This window comes from Streptomyces pyxinae, from assembly GCF_024756275.1.
GTDB lineage: Bacteria > Actinomycetota > Actinomycetes > Streptomycetales > Streptomycetaceae > Streptomyces > Streptomyces pyxinae.
This window is the reverse complement of the sequence record NZ_JANUGQ010000030.1, coordinates 36254-54733: the sequence shown is the minus strand read 5'-3', so window position 1 is coordinate 54733 and position 18480 is coordinate 36254. Positions and strand designations below refer to the sequence as shown.

The 18480-nt window shown below is 72.5% G+C and carries 14 protein-coding genes; all 14 read left to right on the top strand.

Annotation, left to right across the window (positions count from 1 at the left end; translation table 11 throughout):
• Positions 1-168 precede the first annotated feature (168 nt).
• The 14 genes from NX801_RS26295 to NX801_RS26230 all read left to right on the top strand — a co-directional run bounded on the left by NX801_RS26295 (position 169) and on the right by NX801_RS26230 (position 18409).
• Positions 169-867, top strand: coding sequence for an NADH-quinone oxidoreductase subunit C (locus NX801_RS26295; RefSeq protein ID WP_258790447.1), 699 nt, complete (start codon positions 169-171; stop codon positions 865-867).
• Positions 864-2222: an NADH-quinone oxidoreductase subunit D gene (locus NX801_RS26290; protein WP_258790405.1), complete on the top strand. Its 1359-nt coding sequence runs from the start codon at positions 864-866 to the stop codon at positions 2220-2222. The genes NX801_RS26295 and NX801_RS26290 overlap by 4 nt, the downstream gene beginning before the upstream one ends.
• Positions 2222-3223, top strand: coding sequence for an NADH-quinone oxidoreductase subunit NuoE (gene nuoE / locus NX801_RS26285; protein WP_258790404.1), 1002 nt, complete (start codon positions 2222-2224; stop codon positions 3221-3223). Before NX801_RS26290 ends, nuoE begins: the two co-directional genes overlap by 1 nt.
• Positions 3223-4578 (top strand): NADH-quinone oxidoreductase subunit NuoF, encoded by a 1356-nt coding sequence (gene nuoF / locus NX801_RS26280; RefSeq protein WP_258790402.1) that lies wholly within the window; start codon positions 3223-3225, stop codon positions 4576-4578. The genes nuoE and nuoF overlap by 1 nt, the downstream gene beginning before the upstream one ends.
• Entirely contained in the window at positions 4575-7259 is a 2685-nt protein-coding gene (locus tag NX801_RS26275) for an NADH-quinone oxidoreductase subunit G (RefSeq protein ID WP_258790401.1), read from the top strand. Before nuoF ends, NX801_RS26275 begins: the two co-directional genes overlap by 4 nt.
• 202 nt (positions 7260-7461) lie before the next feature.
• Positions 7462-8853 (top strand): NADH-quinone oxidoreductase subunit NuoH, encoded by a 1392-nt coding sequence (gene nuoH, locus NX801_RS26270; RefSeq protein WP_258790400.1) that lies wholly within the window; start codon positions 7462-7464, stop codon positions 8851-8853.
• 43 nt (positions 8854-8896) lie between these two features.
• Positions 8897-9631: an NADH-quinone oxidoreductase subunit NuoI gene (nuoI, locus tag NX801_RS26265; RefSeq protein ID WP_309505905.1), complete on the top strand. Its 735-nt coding sequence runs from the start codon at positions 8897-8899 to the stop codon at positions 9629-9631.
• The gene (locus NX801_RS26260) at positions 9628-10563 is read left to right on the top strand and encodes an NADH-quinone oxidoreductase subunit J (protein ID WP_258790399.1); all 936 of its coding nucleotides are present in this window, start codon (positions 9628-9630) and stop codon (positions 10561-10563) included. The genes nuoI and NX801_RS26260 overlap by 4 nt, the downstream gene beginning before the upstream one ends.
• On the top strand, positions 10560-10859 hold the full coding sequence (gene nuoK, locus NX801_RS26255; RefSeq protein WP_031077103.1) for an NADH-quinone oxidoreductase subunit NuoK: 300 nt from the start codon (positions 10560-10562) through the stop codon (positions 10857-10859). Before NX801_RS26260 ends, nuoK begins: the two co-directional genes overlap by 4 nt.
• Before the next feature lie 12 nt (positions 10860-10871).
• Positions 10872-12875 (top strand): NADH-quinone oxidoreductase subunit L, encoded by a 2004-nt coding sequence (gene nuoL / locus NX801_RS26250; RefSeq protein ID WP_258790396.1) that lies wholly within the window; start codon positions 10872-10874, stop codon positions 12873-12875.
• Positions 12876-12879: 4 nt separating this feature from the next.
• Positions 12880-14454: an NADH-quinone oxidoreductase subunit M gene (locus NX801_RS26245; RefSeq protein WP_258790395.1), complete on the top strand. Its 1575-nt coding sequence runs from the start codon at positions 12880-12882 to the stop codon at positions 14452-14454.
• A gap of 20 nt (positions 14455-14474) precedes the next feature.
• Positions 14475-16220: an NADH-quinone oxidoreductase subunit NuoN gene (nuoN, locus tag NX801_RS26240; protein ID WP_428986243.1), complete on the top strand. Its 1746-nt coding sequence runs from the start codon at positions 14475-14477 to the stop codon at positions 16218-16220.
• Between the two features lie 329 nt (positions 16221-16549).
• On the top strand, positions 16550-17497 hold the full coding sequence (locus NX801_RS26235) for a helix-turn-helix transcriptional regulator (RefSeq protein WP_428986242.1): 948 nt from the start codon (positions 16550-16552) through the stop codon (positions 17495-17497).
• Positions 17498-17536: 39 nt separating this feature from the next.
• A complete protein-coding gene (locus NX801_RS26230) occupies positions 17537-18409 on the top strand; it encodes a dioxygenase family protein (RefSeq protein WP_258790392.1) in 873 nt (290 codons plus the stop codon).
• Positions 18410-18480 lie beyond the last annotated feature (71 nt).

Below are 18480 nucleotides of genomic sequence, written 5' to 3'. Positions count from 1 at the left end.
AAGGGCCCGGCGAATGTCCCGGGGAGCGCCCCGGGGCAAGGCCCGGAGAAGGGCCCGGCCGGCACCCCGGAGAAGGACCCGGCCACGGCGCCCGCCGGGGACCCGGCGAAGGGGCCCGCTCCCGCCCCGGACCGGCCCGGGGCGGACCGGCCCAACCCCGAGAAGGACCTGTCCGCGCAGAACCTGCCCGGGCAGCGCGGCGACCGGGGCGAGGAGGTCCGCGTCCAGCGCGGGATGTTCGGCGCCGACAACGGCGGCGACACCTCCGGATACGGCGGCCTCGTCCGCTCGGTGCGACTTCCGGGACCAGCCGTCCGACCGTACGGCGGCTGGTTCGACGAGGTCGCGGACGAGCTGGAAGGGGCCCTGGAGGAGCAGGACCTGCTCCCGGCGAACGCGATCGAGAAGACCGTGGTCGACCGCGGCGAGCTGACCTTCCACATCGCCCGCGAGCACCTGGTGCGGGTGGCCCGGACGCTCCGGGACGACCCGGCGCTCCGGTTCGAGCTGTGCACCGGCGTCAGCGGCGTCCACTACCCCGGTGACAAGGGGCGGGAGCTGCACGCGGTCCACCATCTGCGCTCGCTCACCCACGGCCGGCTGATCCGGCTGGAGGTCTCCGCCCCGGACAGCGATCCGCACGTCCCCTCACTGGTCGGCGTCTATCCGACCAACGACTGGCACGAGCGGGAGACCTACGACTTCTTCGGTCTGGTCTTCGACGGCCATCCGGCCCTCACCCGGATCATGATGCCGGACGACTGGCAGGGCTTCCCGCAGCGCAAGGACTACCCCCTCGGCGGCATCGCGGTCGAGTACAAGGGCGCCCGGATCCCGGCCCCGGACCAGCGGAGGTCCTACTCATGAGCACGTCGCACGCGCCCCGGGCGGCCGAGGAGTACGGGGCCGCGGGCGCCGGCTCCCGGGAGACCACCGAGGGCACCGTCTACACGGTCACCGGCGGCGACTGGGACGAGGTCGTCCAGTCCGCCGCCCGGGCCGACGACGAGCGGATCGTCGTCAACATGGGGCCCCAGCACCCCTCCACCCACGGAGTGCTCCGGCTGATCCTGGAGATCGACGGCGAGACCGTCACCGAGGCCCGCTGCGGCATCGGCTACCTCCACACCGGCATCGAGAAGAACCTCGAATTCCGCAACTGGACGCAGGGCACCACCTTCGTCACGCGCATGGACTACCTGACCTCGTTCTTCAACGAGACGGCGTACTGCCTGGGCGTGGAGAAGCTGCTCGGCATCGAGGACCGCATCCCCGACCGGGCGTCGGTGATCCGGGTGCTGCTGATGGAGCTCAACCGGCTCTCCTCGCACCTGGTGTGCATCGCCACCGGCGGCATGGAGCTGGGCGCCACCACCATCATGATCTACGGCTTCCGGGACCGGGAACTGATCCTGGACCTGTACGAGCTGATCACCGGGCTGCGGATGAACCACGCCTACATCCGGCCCGGCGGGCTCGCCCAGGACCTGCCGCCCGGCGCGGTGGAGCGGCTGCGCGAGTTCGTCCGCACCATGAAGCGGAACCTGCCGGAGTACGACAAGCTCGCCACCGGCAACCCGATCTTCAAGGGCCGGATGCGGGGCATCGGCCACCTGGACCTCACCGGCTGCGTGGCGCTGGGTGCCACCGGGCCGATCCTGCGCTCCGCCGGGCTCCCGCACGACCTGCGCAAGACCGACCCGTACTGCGGCTACGAGACGTACGAGTTCGACGTCCCGACCGCCGACAGCTGCGACGCGTACGGGCGCTTCCTGGTCCGCCTCGAAGAGATGCGGCAGTCGCTGCGGATCGTCGAACAGTGCCTGGAGCGGCTGGAGCCGGGCCCGGTGATGGTGGACGACAAGAAGATCGCCTGGCCCGCGCAGCTCGCCCTCGGCCCGGACGGCCTGGGCAACTCGCTGGACCACATCAAGAAGATCATGGGCACCTCGATGGAGGCCCTGATCCACCACTTCAAGCTGGTCACCGAGGGCTTCCGGGTGCCGCCGGGACAGGCGTACACGGCGGTCGAGTCGCCCAAGGGCGAGCTGGGCGTGCACGTGGTGTCGGACGGCGGCACCCGCCCCTTCCGGGTGCACTTCCGCGACCCCTCGTTCACCAACCTCCAGGCCATGGCGGCGATGTGCGAGGGCGGCCAGGTGGCCGACGTCATCGTCGCCGTCGCGTCCATCGACCCCGTGATGGGAGGCGTCGACCGGTAATGACGGACGTATCACTGGGGATGCCCCAGCTCCCCGCCCCCGACTACCCGGCCGAGGTACGCGCCCGGCTGGCGGCGGACGCCGAGGAGATCGTCGCCCGCTACCCGGACTCCCGGTCCGCGCTGCTGCCGCTGCTGCACCTGGTGCAGTCCGAGGAGGGGTACGTCACCCCGACCGGAATGCGGTTCTGCGCCGAGACGCTCGGGCTGACCACCGCCGAGGTGACGGCCGTCGCCACCTTCTACTCCATGTACCGGCGCAAGCCCTCCGGCGACTACCAGGTCGGCGTCTGCACCAACACGCTCTGCGCGGTCCTGGGCGGCGACGCCATCTTCGCCGAGCTCCAGGAGCACCTGGGCGTCGGCAACGGCGAGACGACCGGGGACGGCGCGGTCACGCTGGAGCACATCGAGTGCAACGCGGCCTGCGACTTCGCCCCGGTGGTGATGGTCAACTGGGAGTTCTTCGACAACCAGACGCCGGACTCCGCCAAGCGGCTGGTGGACGACCTCCGGGCCGGCCGCCCGGTCGCCCCCACCCGGGGCGCCCCGCTCTGCACGTACAAGGAGACCGCCCGCATCCTGGCCGGCTTCCCGGACCCGCGGCCGGGCGCGGTGGCGGCGACCGGCGGCGCGGGACCCGCCTCGCTCGCCGGACTCCGGCTCGCCAAGGGCGAGATCGCACCCGCCCGGATCGTCCACCCGCGTGACGCCGACGAGGCCGGGGCCGCACCCGGGGACGTACCGGAGGCTCCGGACTCCCGGCCGGGCGCCCCGGAGGCCGGGGAGGCCCGTAAGGCCGCCGGCGCTGGGAAGACCCCGGGCACCGGGGGACCCCGGAAGACCCCGGGCGCCGGGAAGGCCCGGGGCGCGGGCAAGGCCCCGGACCCCGAGAAGACCTCGCCCAACTCCGAGCACCTCAGCTCGCACGACGCACCGCAGGACACCTCGGCCTCCGACCCGCACCACCCGGCCGGACCCACCGCCGAGGAGGGGGAGTGATGACCGTGGCAGCCGCGACCACCGGCCAGGACCGCAGTCCGGACAAGCTGCTCGCACCCGTGCTGTCGGCGTTCTGGGACCAGCCCGAGTCCTGGACGCTGGAGACCTACAAGCGCCACGAGGGGTACGAGGGGCTGAAGAAGGCCCTCGCCATGACCCCCGACGACCTGATCGCGTACGTCAAGGACGCCGGGCTGCGCGGACGCGGCGGCGCCGGCTTCCCCACCGGGATGAAGTGGCAGTTCATCCCGCAGGGCGACGGCAAGCCGCACTACCTCGTGGTCAACGCCGACGAGTCCGAGCCGGGCACCTGCAAGGACATCCCGCTGCTCTTCGCCAACCCGCACTCGCTGATCGAGGGCATCGTGATCGCCTGCTACGCGATCCGCTCCTCGCACGCCTTCGTCTATCTGCGCGGCGAGGTCGTCCCGGTGCTGCGCCGGCTGCACGAGGCGGTGCGCGAGGCGTACGAGGCCGGCTACCTCGGCCGCGACATCCTCGGCAGCGGCCTGGACCTCGAACTCACCGTGCACGCCGGGGCCGGCGCGTACATCTGCGGCGAGGAGACCGCGCTGCTGGACTCGCTGGAGGGCCGGCGCGGCCAGCCCCGGCTGCGGCCCCCGTTCCCGGCGGTCGCCGGCCTCTACGCCTGTCCCACGGTGGTGAACAACGTCGAGTCCATCGCCTCGGTCCCGGCGATCCTGCACCGGGGCAAGGAGTGGTTCACCTCGCTGGGCACCGAGAAGTCGCCCGGCTTCACCCTCTACTCGCTCAGCGGCCATGTCGCCGCGCCCGGCCAGTACGAGGCGCCGCTCGGCATCACCCTGCGCCAGCTGCTCGATCTGAGCGGCGGGATGCGGCCGGGCCACCGGCTGAAGTTCTGGACCCCGGGCGGCTCGTCCACGCCGATGTTCACCGACGAGCACCTGGACGTGCCGCTGGACTACGAGGGCGTGGGCGCCGCCGGGTCGATGCTCGGCACCAAGGCGCTCCAGTGCTTCGACGAGACCACCTGCGTGGTGCGGGCGGTCACCCGGTGGACCGAGTTCTACGCCCATGAGTCCTGCGGCAAGTGCACCCCCTGCCGGGAGGGCACCTACTGGCTCGTCCAGCTGCTCCGGGACATCGAGGCCGGCAAGGGCGCGACGGCCGACCTGGAGAAGCTCGCGGACATCGCGGACAACATCAACGGCAAGTCGTTCTGCGCGCTCGGGGACGGCGCCGCCTCACCGATCTTCTCCTCGCTGAAGTACTTCCGGGCCGAGTACGAGGAGCACATCACCGGCCGCGGCTGCCCCTTCGACCCGGCCAGGTCGACCGCCTGGGCGGACACTCATCTGGAGGTGCGGGCATGACCGTCACCACGGCCAACCCCCCCGGCGGGGCCGCGGCGACCCCGCCGGAGGACCTGGTCACCCTGACCATCGACGGCATCGAGATCTCGGTGCCCAAGGGCACCCTGGTGATCCGCGCCGCCGAACAGCTCGGCATCGAGATCCCGCGCTTCTGCGACCACCCGCTGCTCGACCCGGCGGGCGCCTGCCGCCAGTGCATCGTGGAGGTGGAGGGCCAGCGCAAGCCGATGGCCTCCTGCACCATCACCTGCACCGACGGGATGGTGGTGAAGTCCCAGCTCTCCTCGCCGGTCGCGGAGAAGGCGCAGGTCGGGGTGATGGAGCTGCTGCTCATCAACCACCCGCTGGACTGCCCGGTCTGCGACAAGGGCGGCGAGTGCCCGCTCCAGAACCAGGCGATGTCGCACGGCCGGGCGGACTCCCGCTTCGAGGGCCGGAAGCGGACCTACGAGAAGCCGGTGCCGATCTCCACCCAGGTGCTGCTGGACCGGGAGCGGTGCGTGCTCTGCGCCCGCTGCACCCGGTTCTCCAACCAGATCGCCGGCGACCCGATGATCGAACTGGTCGAGCGGGGCGCCCTCCAGCAGGTCGGCACCGGCGAGGGCGACCCCTTCCAGTCCTACTTCTCCGGCAACACCATCCAGATCTGCCCGGTCGGCGCGCTCACCTCGGCGGCGTACCGGTTCCGCTCCCGCCCCTTCGACCTGGTCTCCTCGCCCAGCGTCTGCGAGCACTGCGCGGGCGGCTGCGCCTCCCGGACCGACCACCGGCGCGGCAAGGTGATGCGCCGGATGGCGGCCGAGGACCCGGAGGTCAACGAGGAGTGGATGTGCGACAAGGGGCGGTTCGCGTTCCGGTACGCCCAGCAGCGCGACCGGCTCACCACCCCGCTGGTCCGCGACCCGGCCACCGGTGCGCTGGAGCCCGCCTCCTGGCCGGAGGCGCTGGAGGCGGCGGCGCGCGGACTGATCCGGGGGCGCACCGGAGTGCTCACCGGCGGCCGGCTGACCGTCGAGGACGCCTACGCCTACGCGAAGTTCGCCCGGGTGGCGCTTGACACCAACGACGTGGACTTCCGCGCCCGGCCGCACAGCGGCGAGGAGGCCGACTTCCTGGCCGCCCGGGTGGCGGGGCACGGCCGCGATCTGGACGGGGCCGGTGTCGACCACTCCGCCCTGGAGGCCGCCCCGGTGGTGCTGCTGGCCGGGTTCGAGGCGGAGGAGGAGGCCCCCGGGGTCTTCCTGCGGCTGCGCAAGGGCTGGCGCAAGCGCGGCCTGCGGCTCTTCGCCCTGGCCCCGTACGCCACCCGGGGGCTCACCAGGGCGGGCGGCACCCTGCTGCCGGCCGCGCCCGGTACCGAGCCCGAGTGGCTGGACGCGCTGGCCACCGGGATCGGGGCCGGCGGCACCCTGGAGGGCGACGGCGCCGAGGCGGTACGGGCGCTGCGCGAACCGGGCGCCGTGCTGGTGGTCGGCGAACGGCTGGCGGCCGTGGCGGGCGGGCTGACCGCCGCCGTGCGCACCGCCACCGCGACCGGCGCCCGGCTGGTCTGGATCCCGCGCCGGGCGGGGGAGCGGGGCGCCGTCGAGGTGGGCGCCCTGCCCTCGCTGCTGCCCGGCGGCCGGCCCGCCACCGATCCCCGGGCCCGCGCGGAGACGGCGACCGTCTGGGGCGTCCGGGAGCTGCCGCACCGGTACGGCCGGGACACCGGACAGATGCTGGCGGCCGCGGCCACCGGTGAGCTGGGCGCGCTGCTGGTCGGCGGCGTGGAGGTGGCCGACCTGCCGGACCCGGCCCGGGCCCGGGAGGCGCTGGACGCGGCCTTCGTGGTCTCGCTGGAGCTGCGGCCGGGCGAGGTGACCGAGCGGGCCGACGTGGTGCTGCCGGTGGCGGCGGTCGCCGAGAAGTCCGGGGCCTTCCTCAACTGGGAGGGCCGGCTCCGCCCGTTCGAGGCCGCGCTGAAGCCGGAGCAGATGACCCGGCGGCTGGCACCCTCCGACGGCCGGGTGCTGCACATGCTGGCCGACGCCATGGACGTGCACTTCGCGCTGCCGGACGTGAGCGCGGCCCGCCGCGAGCTGCACCGGCTGGACGCCTGGGACGGGCCGCGCGCCGCCGACCCGGCCGAACCCACCCGGCCGCTGCCCCGCCCCGGTGCGGGCGAGGCGGTGCTGGCCGGTCACCGGCTGCTGCTGGACCAGGGGCTGTTGCAGCAGGGCGACGAGGCGCTGGCCGGCACCCGGCACGCCCCGGTCGCCCGGCTGTCGGCGGCCACGGCGGCGGGTGCCGGGGTCCGGGACGGCGAGCCGCTGGCCGTCACCGGGCCCGCCGGGACGGTGCGGCTGCCGCTGCGGGTCACCGAGATGCCCGACCGGGTGGTGTGGCTGCCGCTCAACTCCACGGGCGGCGGCGTCCTCTCCGACACGGGCGCCGCGCCGGGCCGACCGGTGCGGATCGGGCCGGGCGGCCCGGGGGGCGGAGCGCCGGTGGCGGGGCCGGGTCCCGGTCCGGGCGCGGGCTCCGCTTCCGGTGGGCCGGCGGGTTCGGGCGCCGCTCCTGGCGGCCCGGCGGCCCCGGGTCCGGGCTCGGTCTCCGGCGGCCCGGCGTCCTCACGTCCGGGTCCGGTTTCCGGCGGCCCGGCGTCCGCTCCCGGCGACCGGGGACCGGAGGTGCGGCCGTGACGAACCGGACCCGGGCCCCCGGGCGGCCGGCGGATACCCGGGGCACGGAGCAGGCGCCTTCCAAGCGCTTGGCCGCATACCCGTACGGACCGTCCGGACCGCCGTCCGGCTCGTACCTCCCGTACGCCGTCTCGCCCTTCCCCGTACGGCCCCGCCCGGGCCGGACCGCTCCCGTCCCCGCTTCCGTACCGGAGGTGTGCGCATGACCGCGCTCGTACCGCTCGCGGCGCAGCCGGGAAGTCTCCTCGCGGCCGAGGACCTCTCGCTGTTCGGCCGCGACCCGTGGTGGCTGGTGGTGGTCAAGGCGGTGTTCTGCTTCGCCTTCCTCATGGTCACCGTGCTCTTCTCCATCGTGTGGGAGCGCAAGGTGGTGGCCTGGATGCAGCTGCGCATCGGGCCCAACCGGCACGGCCCCTGGGGTCTCCTCCAGTCCCTCGCGGACGGCGTCAAGCTGATGCTCAAGGAGGACGTGATCGTCAAGCGGGCCGACAAGGTGGTGTACGTCCTCGCGCCGGTGGTCGCCGCCATCCCCGCCTTCATGGCGATCGCGGTCATCCCCTTCGGACCGGCCGGCAACGAGGTGTCGGTCTTCGGGCACCGCACCACCATGCAGCTCACCGATCTGCCGATCGCGATGCTCTACATCCTCGCGGTGGCCTCGGTCGGGATCTACGGCATCGTGCTGGCGGGCTGGTCGTCCGGCTCGACCTATCCGCTGCTCGGCGGGCTCCGCTCGTGCGCCCAGATGATCAGTTACGAGATCGCCATGGGTGCCGCGTTCGCCTCGGTCTTCCTCTACTCCGGCTCGATGTCCACCTCCGCGATCGTGGAGGCGCAGGCGGACCGCTGGTACATCGTGCTGCTGCCGGTGTCCTTCGTGATCTATGTGATCACCATGGTGGGCGAGACCAACCGGGCGCCGTTCGACATGCCGGAGTCCGAGGGCGACCTGGTGGGCGGCTTCAACACCGAGTACAGCTCCATCAAGTTCGCGATGTTCATGCTGGCCGAGTACGTCAACATGGTCACCGTCTCGGCGGTGTCGGCGACGCTCTTCCTGGGCGGCTGGCGGGTGCCGTACCCCGTCTCGGCGTTCTGGGAGGGCGCCAACCACGGCTGGTGGCCGCTGCTCTGGTTCACCGTCAAGGTGCAGCTGCTGCTGTTCTTCTTCATCTGGCTGCGCGGCACCCTGCCCCGGGTCCGGTACGACCAGCTGATGAAGTTGGGCTGGAAGGTGCTGATCCCGGTCTCGGTGGTCTGGCTGATGCTGGTGGCCACCGTCCGGGCGCTGCGCAACGAGAACTACGACTTCCAGCAGATCGTGCTGTACGTCGCGGGCGCGGTGCTGGTGGTGCTGCTGCTCTCCTTCGCCGCCGACGCCTTCCGGGACCGGCGGGCCGGGGAGGAGGCCGAGGCCGCGCCGCCGGGCGGGGAGTTCGACCCGATGGCCGGCGGATTCCCGGTGCCGCCGCTGCCCGGCCAGACCCTGCCCCCGGTGCCCCGCAGGCGGCCCCGCCACGAGCGGGAGCTGATTGTCAGTGGCGGCCCCGATACTGCTACCGAGAGTGATGGAAAGGAGACCGGCGGTGTCTGACTTCCAGAACCCGGTCGCGGGCTTCGGCGTGACCTTCAAGGCCATGTTCAAGAAGCGCCTGACCGAGCAGTATCCGGAGCAGCCGAAGACCACGGCGCCGCGCTTCCACGGCCGGCACCAGCTCAACCGCCATCCGGACGGGCTGGAGAAGTGCGTGGGCTGCGAGCTGTGCGCCTGGGCCTGCCCGGCCGACGCCATCTATGTGGAGGGCGCGGACAACACCGACGAGGAGCGGTACTCGCCCGGTGAGCGGTACGGCCGGGTCTACCAGATCAACTACGCCCGCTGCATTCTCTGCGGGCTCTGCATCGAGGCGTGCCCCACCCGCGCCCTCACCATGACCAATGAGTTCGAGCTCGCGGACAGCTCCCGGGAGAACCTGATCTACACCAAGGAGCAGCTCCTCGCCGGTCTGGACGAGGGCATGGTCGACTCGCCGCACGCCATCTACCCCGGTATGGACGAGGGCGACTACTACCGGGGCCGGGTCACCGGGGCCGCCCCCGGCACGGTCCCGCAGCCGGCCCGGAGCAAGGGGGCGGGCGGCGACCAGAAGCCGCAGGAGGGCGAGTCGGTCTTCGGCGAGGAGGAGCCGGCCGCGCCCTCGGCCTCCGGCCTGGCGGCCGGGCCGGCATCGGCCGCCGGAACCGGGTCCGCTCCGGCCGCCGGGGCCGGGGCCGCGCCGTCCGCCGGACCGGCGGCCCGGCCGGCTCCGGGCCCCGGACCGACGGCCGGGCCGGCCTCGTCCGGGACGCCGGGGAAGGAGGCGGGGGCATGAGCGCCGCACTCCACGGGGTGACCACCGCCGCCTCGCTCACCTCCACCGGTGAGGCCGTGCAGTTCTGGATCCTCGGCACGGTCGCCGTCGCCGGGGCGCTCTGCACCATTCTGATGCGCAAGGCGGTGCACAGCGCCCTCTGCCTGGCCGGGACGATGATCATCCTGGCCGTCTTCTACCTCGCCAACGGGGCGTACTTCCTGGGCATCGTCCAGATCGTCGTCTACACCGGCGCGATCATGATGCTCTTCCTCTTCGTGGTGATGCTGGTCGGGGTCACCGCCGCCGACTCGCTGAAGGAGACCATCAAGGGCCAGCGCTGGTGGGCGGTGGCCTGCGGTCTCGGCTTCGGGGTGCTGCTCGCCGCCGGGATCGGCCATGCCTCGCTGGACACCTTCACCGGTCTGGGCGCGGCCAACTCCGGCGGCAATGTGGAGGGTCTGGCGGCTCTGATCTTCACCCGGTACGTCTTCGCCTTCGAGATCACCGGCGCCCTGCTGATCACCGCGGCCGTCGGTGCCATGGTCCTCACCCACCGGGAGCGCACCGAACGCGCCCGCACCCAGCGGGAGCTGGCCGAGCAGCGGGTCCGGGAGGGCAGGCAGCTGCCGCCGCTGCCCGCGCCCGGGGTCTACGCCCGGCACAACGCGGTGGACGTCGCCGGGCTGCTGCCCGACGGCACCCCCTCGGAGCTGACCGTGAGCCGCACCCTGCGGGCGCGCGGCCAGATCCGCGATGTGTCCCCCGAGGCGATGGCCGACCTGCGGGCGCTGGAGCGGCGCTCCGAGGAGCGGCTCGGCCGCCGGCCGTACGAGCCGCCCCGGCCCCGCGACTCCGGGGACCCCCGGGCCGGCGACCGTGCCGATGATCCTCCCGGCGACCGTCCCGGTGACCGGCCCGCGAACCGGCGTGAGGAGGAGAACGCCCAGTGAATCCCGTCAACTACCTCTATCTCGCCGCCCTGTTGTTCACCATCGGCGCGGCCGGGGTGCTGATCCGGCGGAACGCGATCGTGGTCTTCATGTGCGTGGAGCTGATGCTCAACGCCTGCAACCTCGCGTTCGTCGCCTTCTCCCGGCTGCACGGCAACCTCGACGGCCAGATCATCGCGTTCTTCACGATGGTCGTCGCCGCAGCGGAGGTCGTGGTCGGGCTGGCGATCATCGTGTCGCTGTTCCGTTCCCGCCACTCGGCCTCGGTCGACGACGCCAGCCTGATGAAGCTGTGAGGGGCTGAATCCGTGGAGAACCTGATCGCGCTGCTCGTCGCGGCGCCCCTGCTGGGAGCGGCGGTGCTGCTCTGCGGCGGCCGCCGGCTCGACGCGGCCGGCCACTGGCTCGGCACCCTGCTCGCGGCGGCCTCGTTCGTCGTCGCCGCGGTGCTCTTCTTCGGCATGCTGGGCCGGGGCGCCGAGGACCGGGCGCTGCACCAGACCCTGTACACCTGGGTGCCGGTGGAGAGCTTCCGGGCCGATCTCGCCTTCCAGCTCGACCAGTTGTCGATGACCTTCGTCCTGCTGATCACCGGCGTCGGCACGCTCATCCATGTCTACTCGATCGGCTACATGGAGCACGACGAGCGCCGGCGCCGCTTCTTCGGCTACCTCAATCTGTTCCTGGCGGCGATGCTGCTGCTGGTGCTGGCCGACAACTACCTGCTGCTGTACTTCGGCTGGGAGGGCGTCGGCCTCGCCTCGTATCTGCTGATCGGCTTCTGGCAGCACAAGCCGAGCGCGGCGACGGCGGCGAAGAAGGCGTTCCTGGTCAACCGGGTCGGGGACATCGGCCTGTCGATCGCCATCATGCTGATGTTCACCACCTTCGGGACCTTCGCCTTCGGACCGGTGCTGGCGACGGCGGACAAGGCGTCCGAGGGGACGCTCACCGCCATCGGGCTGATGCTGCTCCTCGCCGCCTGCGGCAAGTCGGCACAGGTGCCGCTCCAGTCCTGGCTGGGGGACGCGATGGAGGGCCCGACCCCGGTCTCCGCGCTGATCCACGCGGCCACCATGGTCACCGCGGGCGTCTATCTGATCACCCGGTCCGGGGCGATCTTCGACGCGGCGCCCACCGCGCAGACGGCGGTGGTGACGGTCGGCGCGGTGACGCTGCTCTTCGGTGCGATCGTCGGTTGCGCCAAGGACGACATCAAGAAGGCGCTGGCCGGTTCGACCATGTCGCAGATCGGCTACATGGTGCTGGCCGCCGGGCTCGGCCCGATCGGGTACGCCTTCGCCATCATGCACCTGGTCACTCACGGCTTCTTCAAGGCCGGGCTCTTCCTCGGCGCCGGCTCGGTGATGCACGGGATGAACGACGAGGTCGACATGCGCAAGTACGGCGGCCTGCGCGCGTACATGCCGGTCACCTTCGTCACCTTCGGGCTCGGCTATCTGGCGATCATCGGCTTCCCGGGGCTCTCCGGCTTCTGGTCCAAGGACAAGATCATCGAGGCGGCCTTCGCCAAGGGCGGCACCGAGGGCTGGATCCTGGGCGCGGTCACCCTGCTGGGCGCGGGCATCACCGCGTACTACATGACCCGGGTGATGATCATGACCTTCTTCGGCGAGAAGCGCTGGCAGCCGGCGCCGGACCCGCACCGGGCCCCCGACGTGGAACCGGCCGCCGCAGACGACGGGAGGCACCTGGCAGCCGGACCGGTGGGAAGTCCGGCGGCGGAGGGCCCGGCGGGCCACCCGGCCGGCGAGCTGCCGGACCCGCACGAGTCCCCGAGGTCGATGACCGTGCCGATGATCGTGCTGGCCTTCGGCTCGGTCTTCGCGGGCGGGCTCTTCTCGATCAACAGCGCCTTCGTCCACTGGCTGGAGCCGGTGACCCGGTTCGAGCACGGCCATCCACCGGTGTCCGCCGCCGTGATCACCACCGCCACCCTGGTGGTGCTGCTGGCGGGAGCCGGGCTGGCGTACGCGCAGTACGGCCGCCGGCCGGTACCGGTCACCGCCCCGCGCGGCTCGCTGCTCACCCGGGCCGCCCGCCGCGATCTGCTCCAGGACGACTTCAACCATGTGGTGCTGGTCCGGGGTGGCGAGCACCTCACCCGCTCGCTGGTCTATGTGGACCACACCCTGGTCGACGGCGTGGTCAACGGCACCGCCGCCTCGGTCGGCGGACTCTCCGGCCGGCTGCGCAAGCTCCAGAACGGCTACGCCCGCTCCTACGCGGTCTCGATGTTCGGAGGTACGGCGGTGCTGATCGCCGCGACCCTGCTGATGAGGGCGGTGTGACGGGATGTCCTTTCCGCTGCTGACCGCCACCGCGGTCCTGCCCGCCGCCGGCGCGGTGCTCACCGCCGCCGTCCCGGCCGGCCGGCGCACCGCCGCCAAGTGGCTGGCGCTGCTGGTCTCGCTCGGCACCCTGGTGCTCGCCGCCGTGGTGACCGTCCGCTTCGAGCCCGGCGGCGCCCGCTACCAGCTCACCGAGTCGCACGCCTGGATCGCGGACTTCGGCGTCCGCTACGAACTGGGCGTGGACGGCATCGGGGTGGCGCTGATCGCGCTCACCGCGCTGCTGATCCCGTTCATCGTGGCGGCGGGGTGGAACGACGCCGACGAACCCGCGGCGACCGCGACCAGGCGGTGGCGGCCGACCCAGGGGTTCTTCGCGCTGATCCTGATGGTCGAGGCGATGGTGATCCTCTCCTTCGAGGCCACCGACGTCTTCCTCTTCTATCTGCTCTTCGAGGCCATGCTCATCCCGATGTACTTCCTCATCGGCGGCTTCGGGGACCGGGCGCACGCCGGGAGCGACGAGCACGCCGCCGCCCAGCGGTCGTACGCGGCGGTGAAGTTCCTCCTCTACAACCTGATCGGCGGGCTGATCATGCTGGCCGCCGTCGTCGGGCTCTACGCGGTGGCGGGGAACTTCTCGCTCCCCGGGATCGTGGAAGCCCGGGCGAGCGGTGACCTGACCATGGCGACCAGCACCGAACGGCTGCTGTTCCTCGGCTTCTTCTTCGCCTTCGCGGTGAAGGCGCCGCTCTGGCCGCTGCACACCTGGCTGCCCAACGCCATGGGCGAGGCCACCGCCCCGGTCGCGGTGCTGATCACCGCCGTGGTGGACAAGGTCGGCACCTTCGCCATGCTGCGGTTCTGCCTCCAGCTCTTCCCGGAGGCGTCCCGGTGGGCCACCCCGGTGATCGTGGTGCTGGCCCTGGTCAGCATCGTCTACGGGGCGCTGCTCGCGGTCGGCCAGCGGGACATCAAGCGGCTGGTGGCGTACGCCTCGATCTCGCACTTCGGCTTCATCGTGCTGGGCATCTTCGCGATGACCAGCCAGGGCCAGAGCGGGGCCACGCTCTACATGGTCAACCACGGGATCTCGACGGCCGTGCTGATGCTGGTGGCCGGTTTCCTGATCTCCCGGCGCGGTTCCCGGCTGATCGCGGACTACGGCGGGGTGCAGAAGGTGGCGCCGGTGCTCGCCGGCACCTTCCTGATCGGCTCCCTGGCCACCCTCTCGCTCCCCGGACTCGCCCCGTTCGTCAGCGAGTTCCTGGTGCTGGTGGGCACCTTCGCCCGCTATCCGGCGGCCGGGATCGTCGCCACCACCGGCATCGTGCTCGCCGCGCTCTACACGCTGGTGCTCTACCAGCGGACCATGACCGGCCCGGTGAAGGAGGACGTCCGGGCGGTGAAGGACCTCCGGCCGCGTGAGCTGCTGGTGGTCGCGCCGCTGATCGCGCTGCTGTTCTTCCTCGGCGTCTTTCCCAAGCCGCTGACCGAGATCGTCGACCCGGCCGTCCGGCACACCATGTCCGACGTCAAGCAGCAGGACCCCCGGCCCGAGGTGGAGGCGGCCAAGTGAGCGCATGGAGTGGGAGCGCCCTGAGCGCTCCAGGTGTCCACAGCCTGTGGACGGAGTCGGCGCCGGGCGGCACGGCGGATGCCGCGGCGCACGGGGCGGCGTCCGGCGCGGCGCACGAGGCGGCGCACGCGGTGGCGAGGATGACGCTGGCCGCCGCCCGGCCGGTCGAGCGGATCCCCACGCCGAAGATCGAGTACGCCCAGCTGGCGCCGGTGCTGATCGTGCTGGGCGCGGCGGTGATCGCCGTCCTGCTGGAGGCGTTCGTGCCGCGCCGGTTCCGCCACTACGCGCAGCTCTTCCTCACCGTGGTCGCGCTCGCCGCCGCCTTCGCGGCGGTGGTCGGGCTGGCCGCCGGGGGGCACGCCACCACCCGGGCGGGGATCGCCGCCATGGGGGCCGTCGCCGTGGACGGTCCGGCGCTCTTCCTCCAGGGGACGATTCTGCTCGCCTCGCTGGTGGCGGTGTTCACCTTCGCCGAGCGCCGGCTCGACCCGGCCGACCACGGCCACCGGGTGGACTCCTTCGCCGCCGAGGCGGCGGCCGTGCCCGGCAGCGAGCAGGAGAAGGCCGCGGTCCGGGCCGGATTCACCACCACCGAGGTCTTCCCGCTGGCCCTCTTCGCGGTCGCCGGGATGCTGGTCTTCCCGGCCGCCAATGACCTGCTGACGCTCTTCATCGCGCTGGAGGTCTTCTCGCTGCCCCTCTATCTGCTCTGCGCGGTGGCCCGGCGGAAGCGGCTGATGTCCCAGGAGGCGGCGGTCAAGTACTTCCTGCTGGGCGCCTTCTCCTCGGCCTTCCTGCTCTTCGGGATCGCCCTGCTCTACGGCTACGCGGGCTCCGTCTCGTACGGCCGGATCGCGGACGTGGTGGACGGCTCGGCCGCCCCGGTCGATCCGGCGCTCGCCTCCACCATGGGCAATGACGCCCTGCTGCTCATCGGCTTCGCGCTGGTGCTGATGGGGCTGCTCTTCAAGGTGGGCGCGGTGCCGTTCCACATGTGGACCCCGGACGTCTACCAGGGCGCGCCGACCCCGGTCACCGGCTTCATGGCCGCCGCGACCAAGGTGGCCGCCTTCGGCGCGCTGCTGCGGCTGCTGTACGTGGTGCTGCCGGGGCTGCGCTGGGACTGGCGGCCGGTGATGTGGGGCGTGGCCATCGTGACCATGCTGGCGGGCGCGGTCGTGGCCATCACCCAGACCGACATCAAGCGGCTGCTGGCCTACTCCTCGATCGCCCACGCCGGCTTCATCCTGGCCGGTGTGGTGGCGGCCACCCCGTCCGGGGTCTCCTCGGTCCTCTTCTATCTGGCGGCCTACTCCTTCGTGACCATCGGCGCCTTCGCCGTGGTCACCCTGGTCCGGGACGCGGGCGGCGAGGCGACCCATCTCGCCAAGTGGGCCGGTCTGGGCCGCCGTTCGCCGCTGGTGGCGGCGGTCTTCGGGGTCTTTCTGCTGGCCTTCGCGGGCATCCCGCTGACCTCGGGCTTCACCGGGAAGTTCGCGGTCTTCAAGGCGGCGGCGGAGGGTGGCGCCGGGGTGCTGGTGGTGGTCGGTGTGATCTCCTCCGCGATCGCCGCCTTCTTCTACATCCGGGTCATCGTGCTGATGTTCTTCAGCGAGCCGCAGGCCGACGGCCCGACCGTGGCGGTGCCCTCGCCGCTCACCATGACCACGATCGGGGTGGGGGTGGCGGTGACCCTGGTGCTGGGGCTGGCGCCGCAGTACTTCCTCGATCTGGCGGGGCAGGCGGGGGTGTTCGTGCGGTGAGGGGGTGAGGGGGTGAGGCGGTGAGGCGGCGGGCCTCCGGGCCCGCCGCCTGTCGCCTGTCCGTCCGCCGAGCGGAGGCGTCCGGCCGGTACTTCCCGTGCTCGCAGGCGGGAGGTGCCGGGCCGGACGCCTTTCGCGTGTGCGGGCCCGGGCGCCGGGGGCACTGCGGAGGGCCGCAGGTTCGCCGTTGTCCAGGACGGGTCCGGGCGCCGGGGGAGGGGCCGGTTTTCGCCGTGTGGGGTCAAGGCGCGGTCAAGCGGGCCGCCCGGATGCCATGGTGGAACTCCGCTCATGGTCTGGACCTTGAGAAGGATGTGGCGGCAATGGCGGTGCGAGGAGCCACGGTACTGACCCGGCCGGCGCGCGCGGAGGTGGCCGAAGCGCCGCCCATGCACCGGCTGCACGTGCCGACACCCAATCTGCTGCCGCTGGCGGTCGGCACCTTCGACACCTTCGGGCCGGAGGCGCGTGCCGACTTCCCGCACCGGCACACCTTCTACGAGATCGTCCATGTCACCGGCGGCACCGGCAGCCATGTGGTGGATCTGGCCCGCTGGCCGCTGCGCCCGCCGCACCTCTGTGTCATCGTCCCGGGGCAGGTGCACCACTGGGAGGACGCCCGGGACCTTGAGGGGAGCCTGCTGCTCTTCACCGACCACTTCCTGGTGGACCACCCGGAGGACCGGGAGCTGCTGCGGCGGCTCGGCGGGCGGCCCTGGCTGAGCCTGGACCCGGTCGCCCAGAGCTCCACCACCCGGCTCATGGACGACCTCCACGAGGAGTACCGGCGGGGCGCCGACGGCTTCGACACCGTGCTGCGGTCGCTGCTCCATGTGCTGGTCGTCCGGGCCGCCCGGGCCGCGCGGCTCTCCGGGTCCCCGCTGCCGGCCCCTGTCCGCACCCGGGCCGACGTGGTGGCGGTGGAGTTCGCCCGGCTGATCGCGGACGCCGATCCGGCGCTCTGGTCGGTGGCGGCCTGCGCCGAGCGGATCGGGGTGAGCCCCGGCCATCTCACCGAGGCGGTCAAGACGGCCACCGGCCGCACCCCGGGCCGGCTGATCCGGGAGGCCCGCACCGCCGAGGCCAAGCGGCTGCTGGCCCGTACCGACCTCACCGTACGACAGGTGGCGGTACGGGTCGGTCTGGCCGATCCGGCGTACTTCTGCCGCTTCTTCCGGCGCGAGACCGGGGTGAGTCCCGGCGACTTCCGGCGCGGCGGAGAAATCCACCACGACCACCGGATCCCGTCCATCGCCGCCAACTGGCGCCGACCGTAGGTTCGTTGCCGACCCCGACGCATCTCACGAGGAGCAGGCATGGCCGGTGACATCCCCGACACCCCCAGCACCCCGGGCACCTCGGACCACCCGTACGACTCCCCCACCACCCCGGAGCCGCCCCCGGCCCGGCACCCCAGCCGCAAGTCCGTGCTGCGCGCGGCCGTGGCGGCGGGACTGGCCGCGCCCGCCGCGCTGATGGGCGTACCGGCGCTGGCCCGCGCGGTCACCGCGACCGGCGGGACGCTGGAGCCCACCCCCTCCTGCGACGACGGCGACGAGCCGACGCCGCCGCAGACCGAGGGGCCGTACTTCAAGCCCAACTCGCCGGAGCGCGCCTCGCTGCTGGAGCCGAACACGGTCGGTACCCGGCTCACCGTGACCGGCTATGTCTTCGGGCTCGACTGCCGGCCGCTCGCCCATGTGCTGCTGGACTTCTGGCAGGCCGACAACAACGGCGCCTACGACAACACCGGATTCCGCTTCCGGGGCCACCAGTTCACCGACGCCAACGGCGCGTACACCCTCACCACCATCGTGCCGGGGCTCTACCCGGGCCGCACCCGGCACATCCACGTCAAGGCACAGGCGCCCAACCAGCCGATCCTGACCAGCCAGTTGTACTTCCCGGGCGAGCCGCGCAACAACACCGACCCGATCTTCGACGCCCGGCTGCTGATGACGATCCGGGACGTGGGCAGCGCCAAGGAGGCGGCGTTCGACTTCGTGCTGGACGTCCGGGGCGGACCGGGCCCCACCGACCCGCCCACCACCACCTGGAAGGCCGGCACCCGCTACCAGGCCGGGGCCCGGGTCACCTACGCGGGCCGTGCCTATGTCTGCCTGATCACCCACACCGCGATCACCGGCTGGGAGCCGCCGAGGACGCCGACGCTCTGGCGGGCGGCGTGACCGGCCGGCGCCTGACCGCCGTACGGCCATGGTGACGCGCGGCTGAGCCCGCCGCGCGGGGCTCGGTGCCC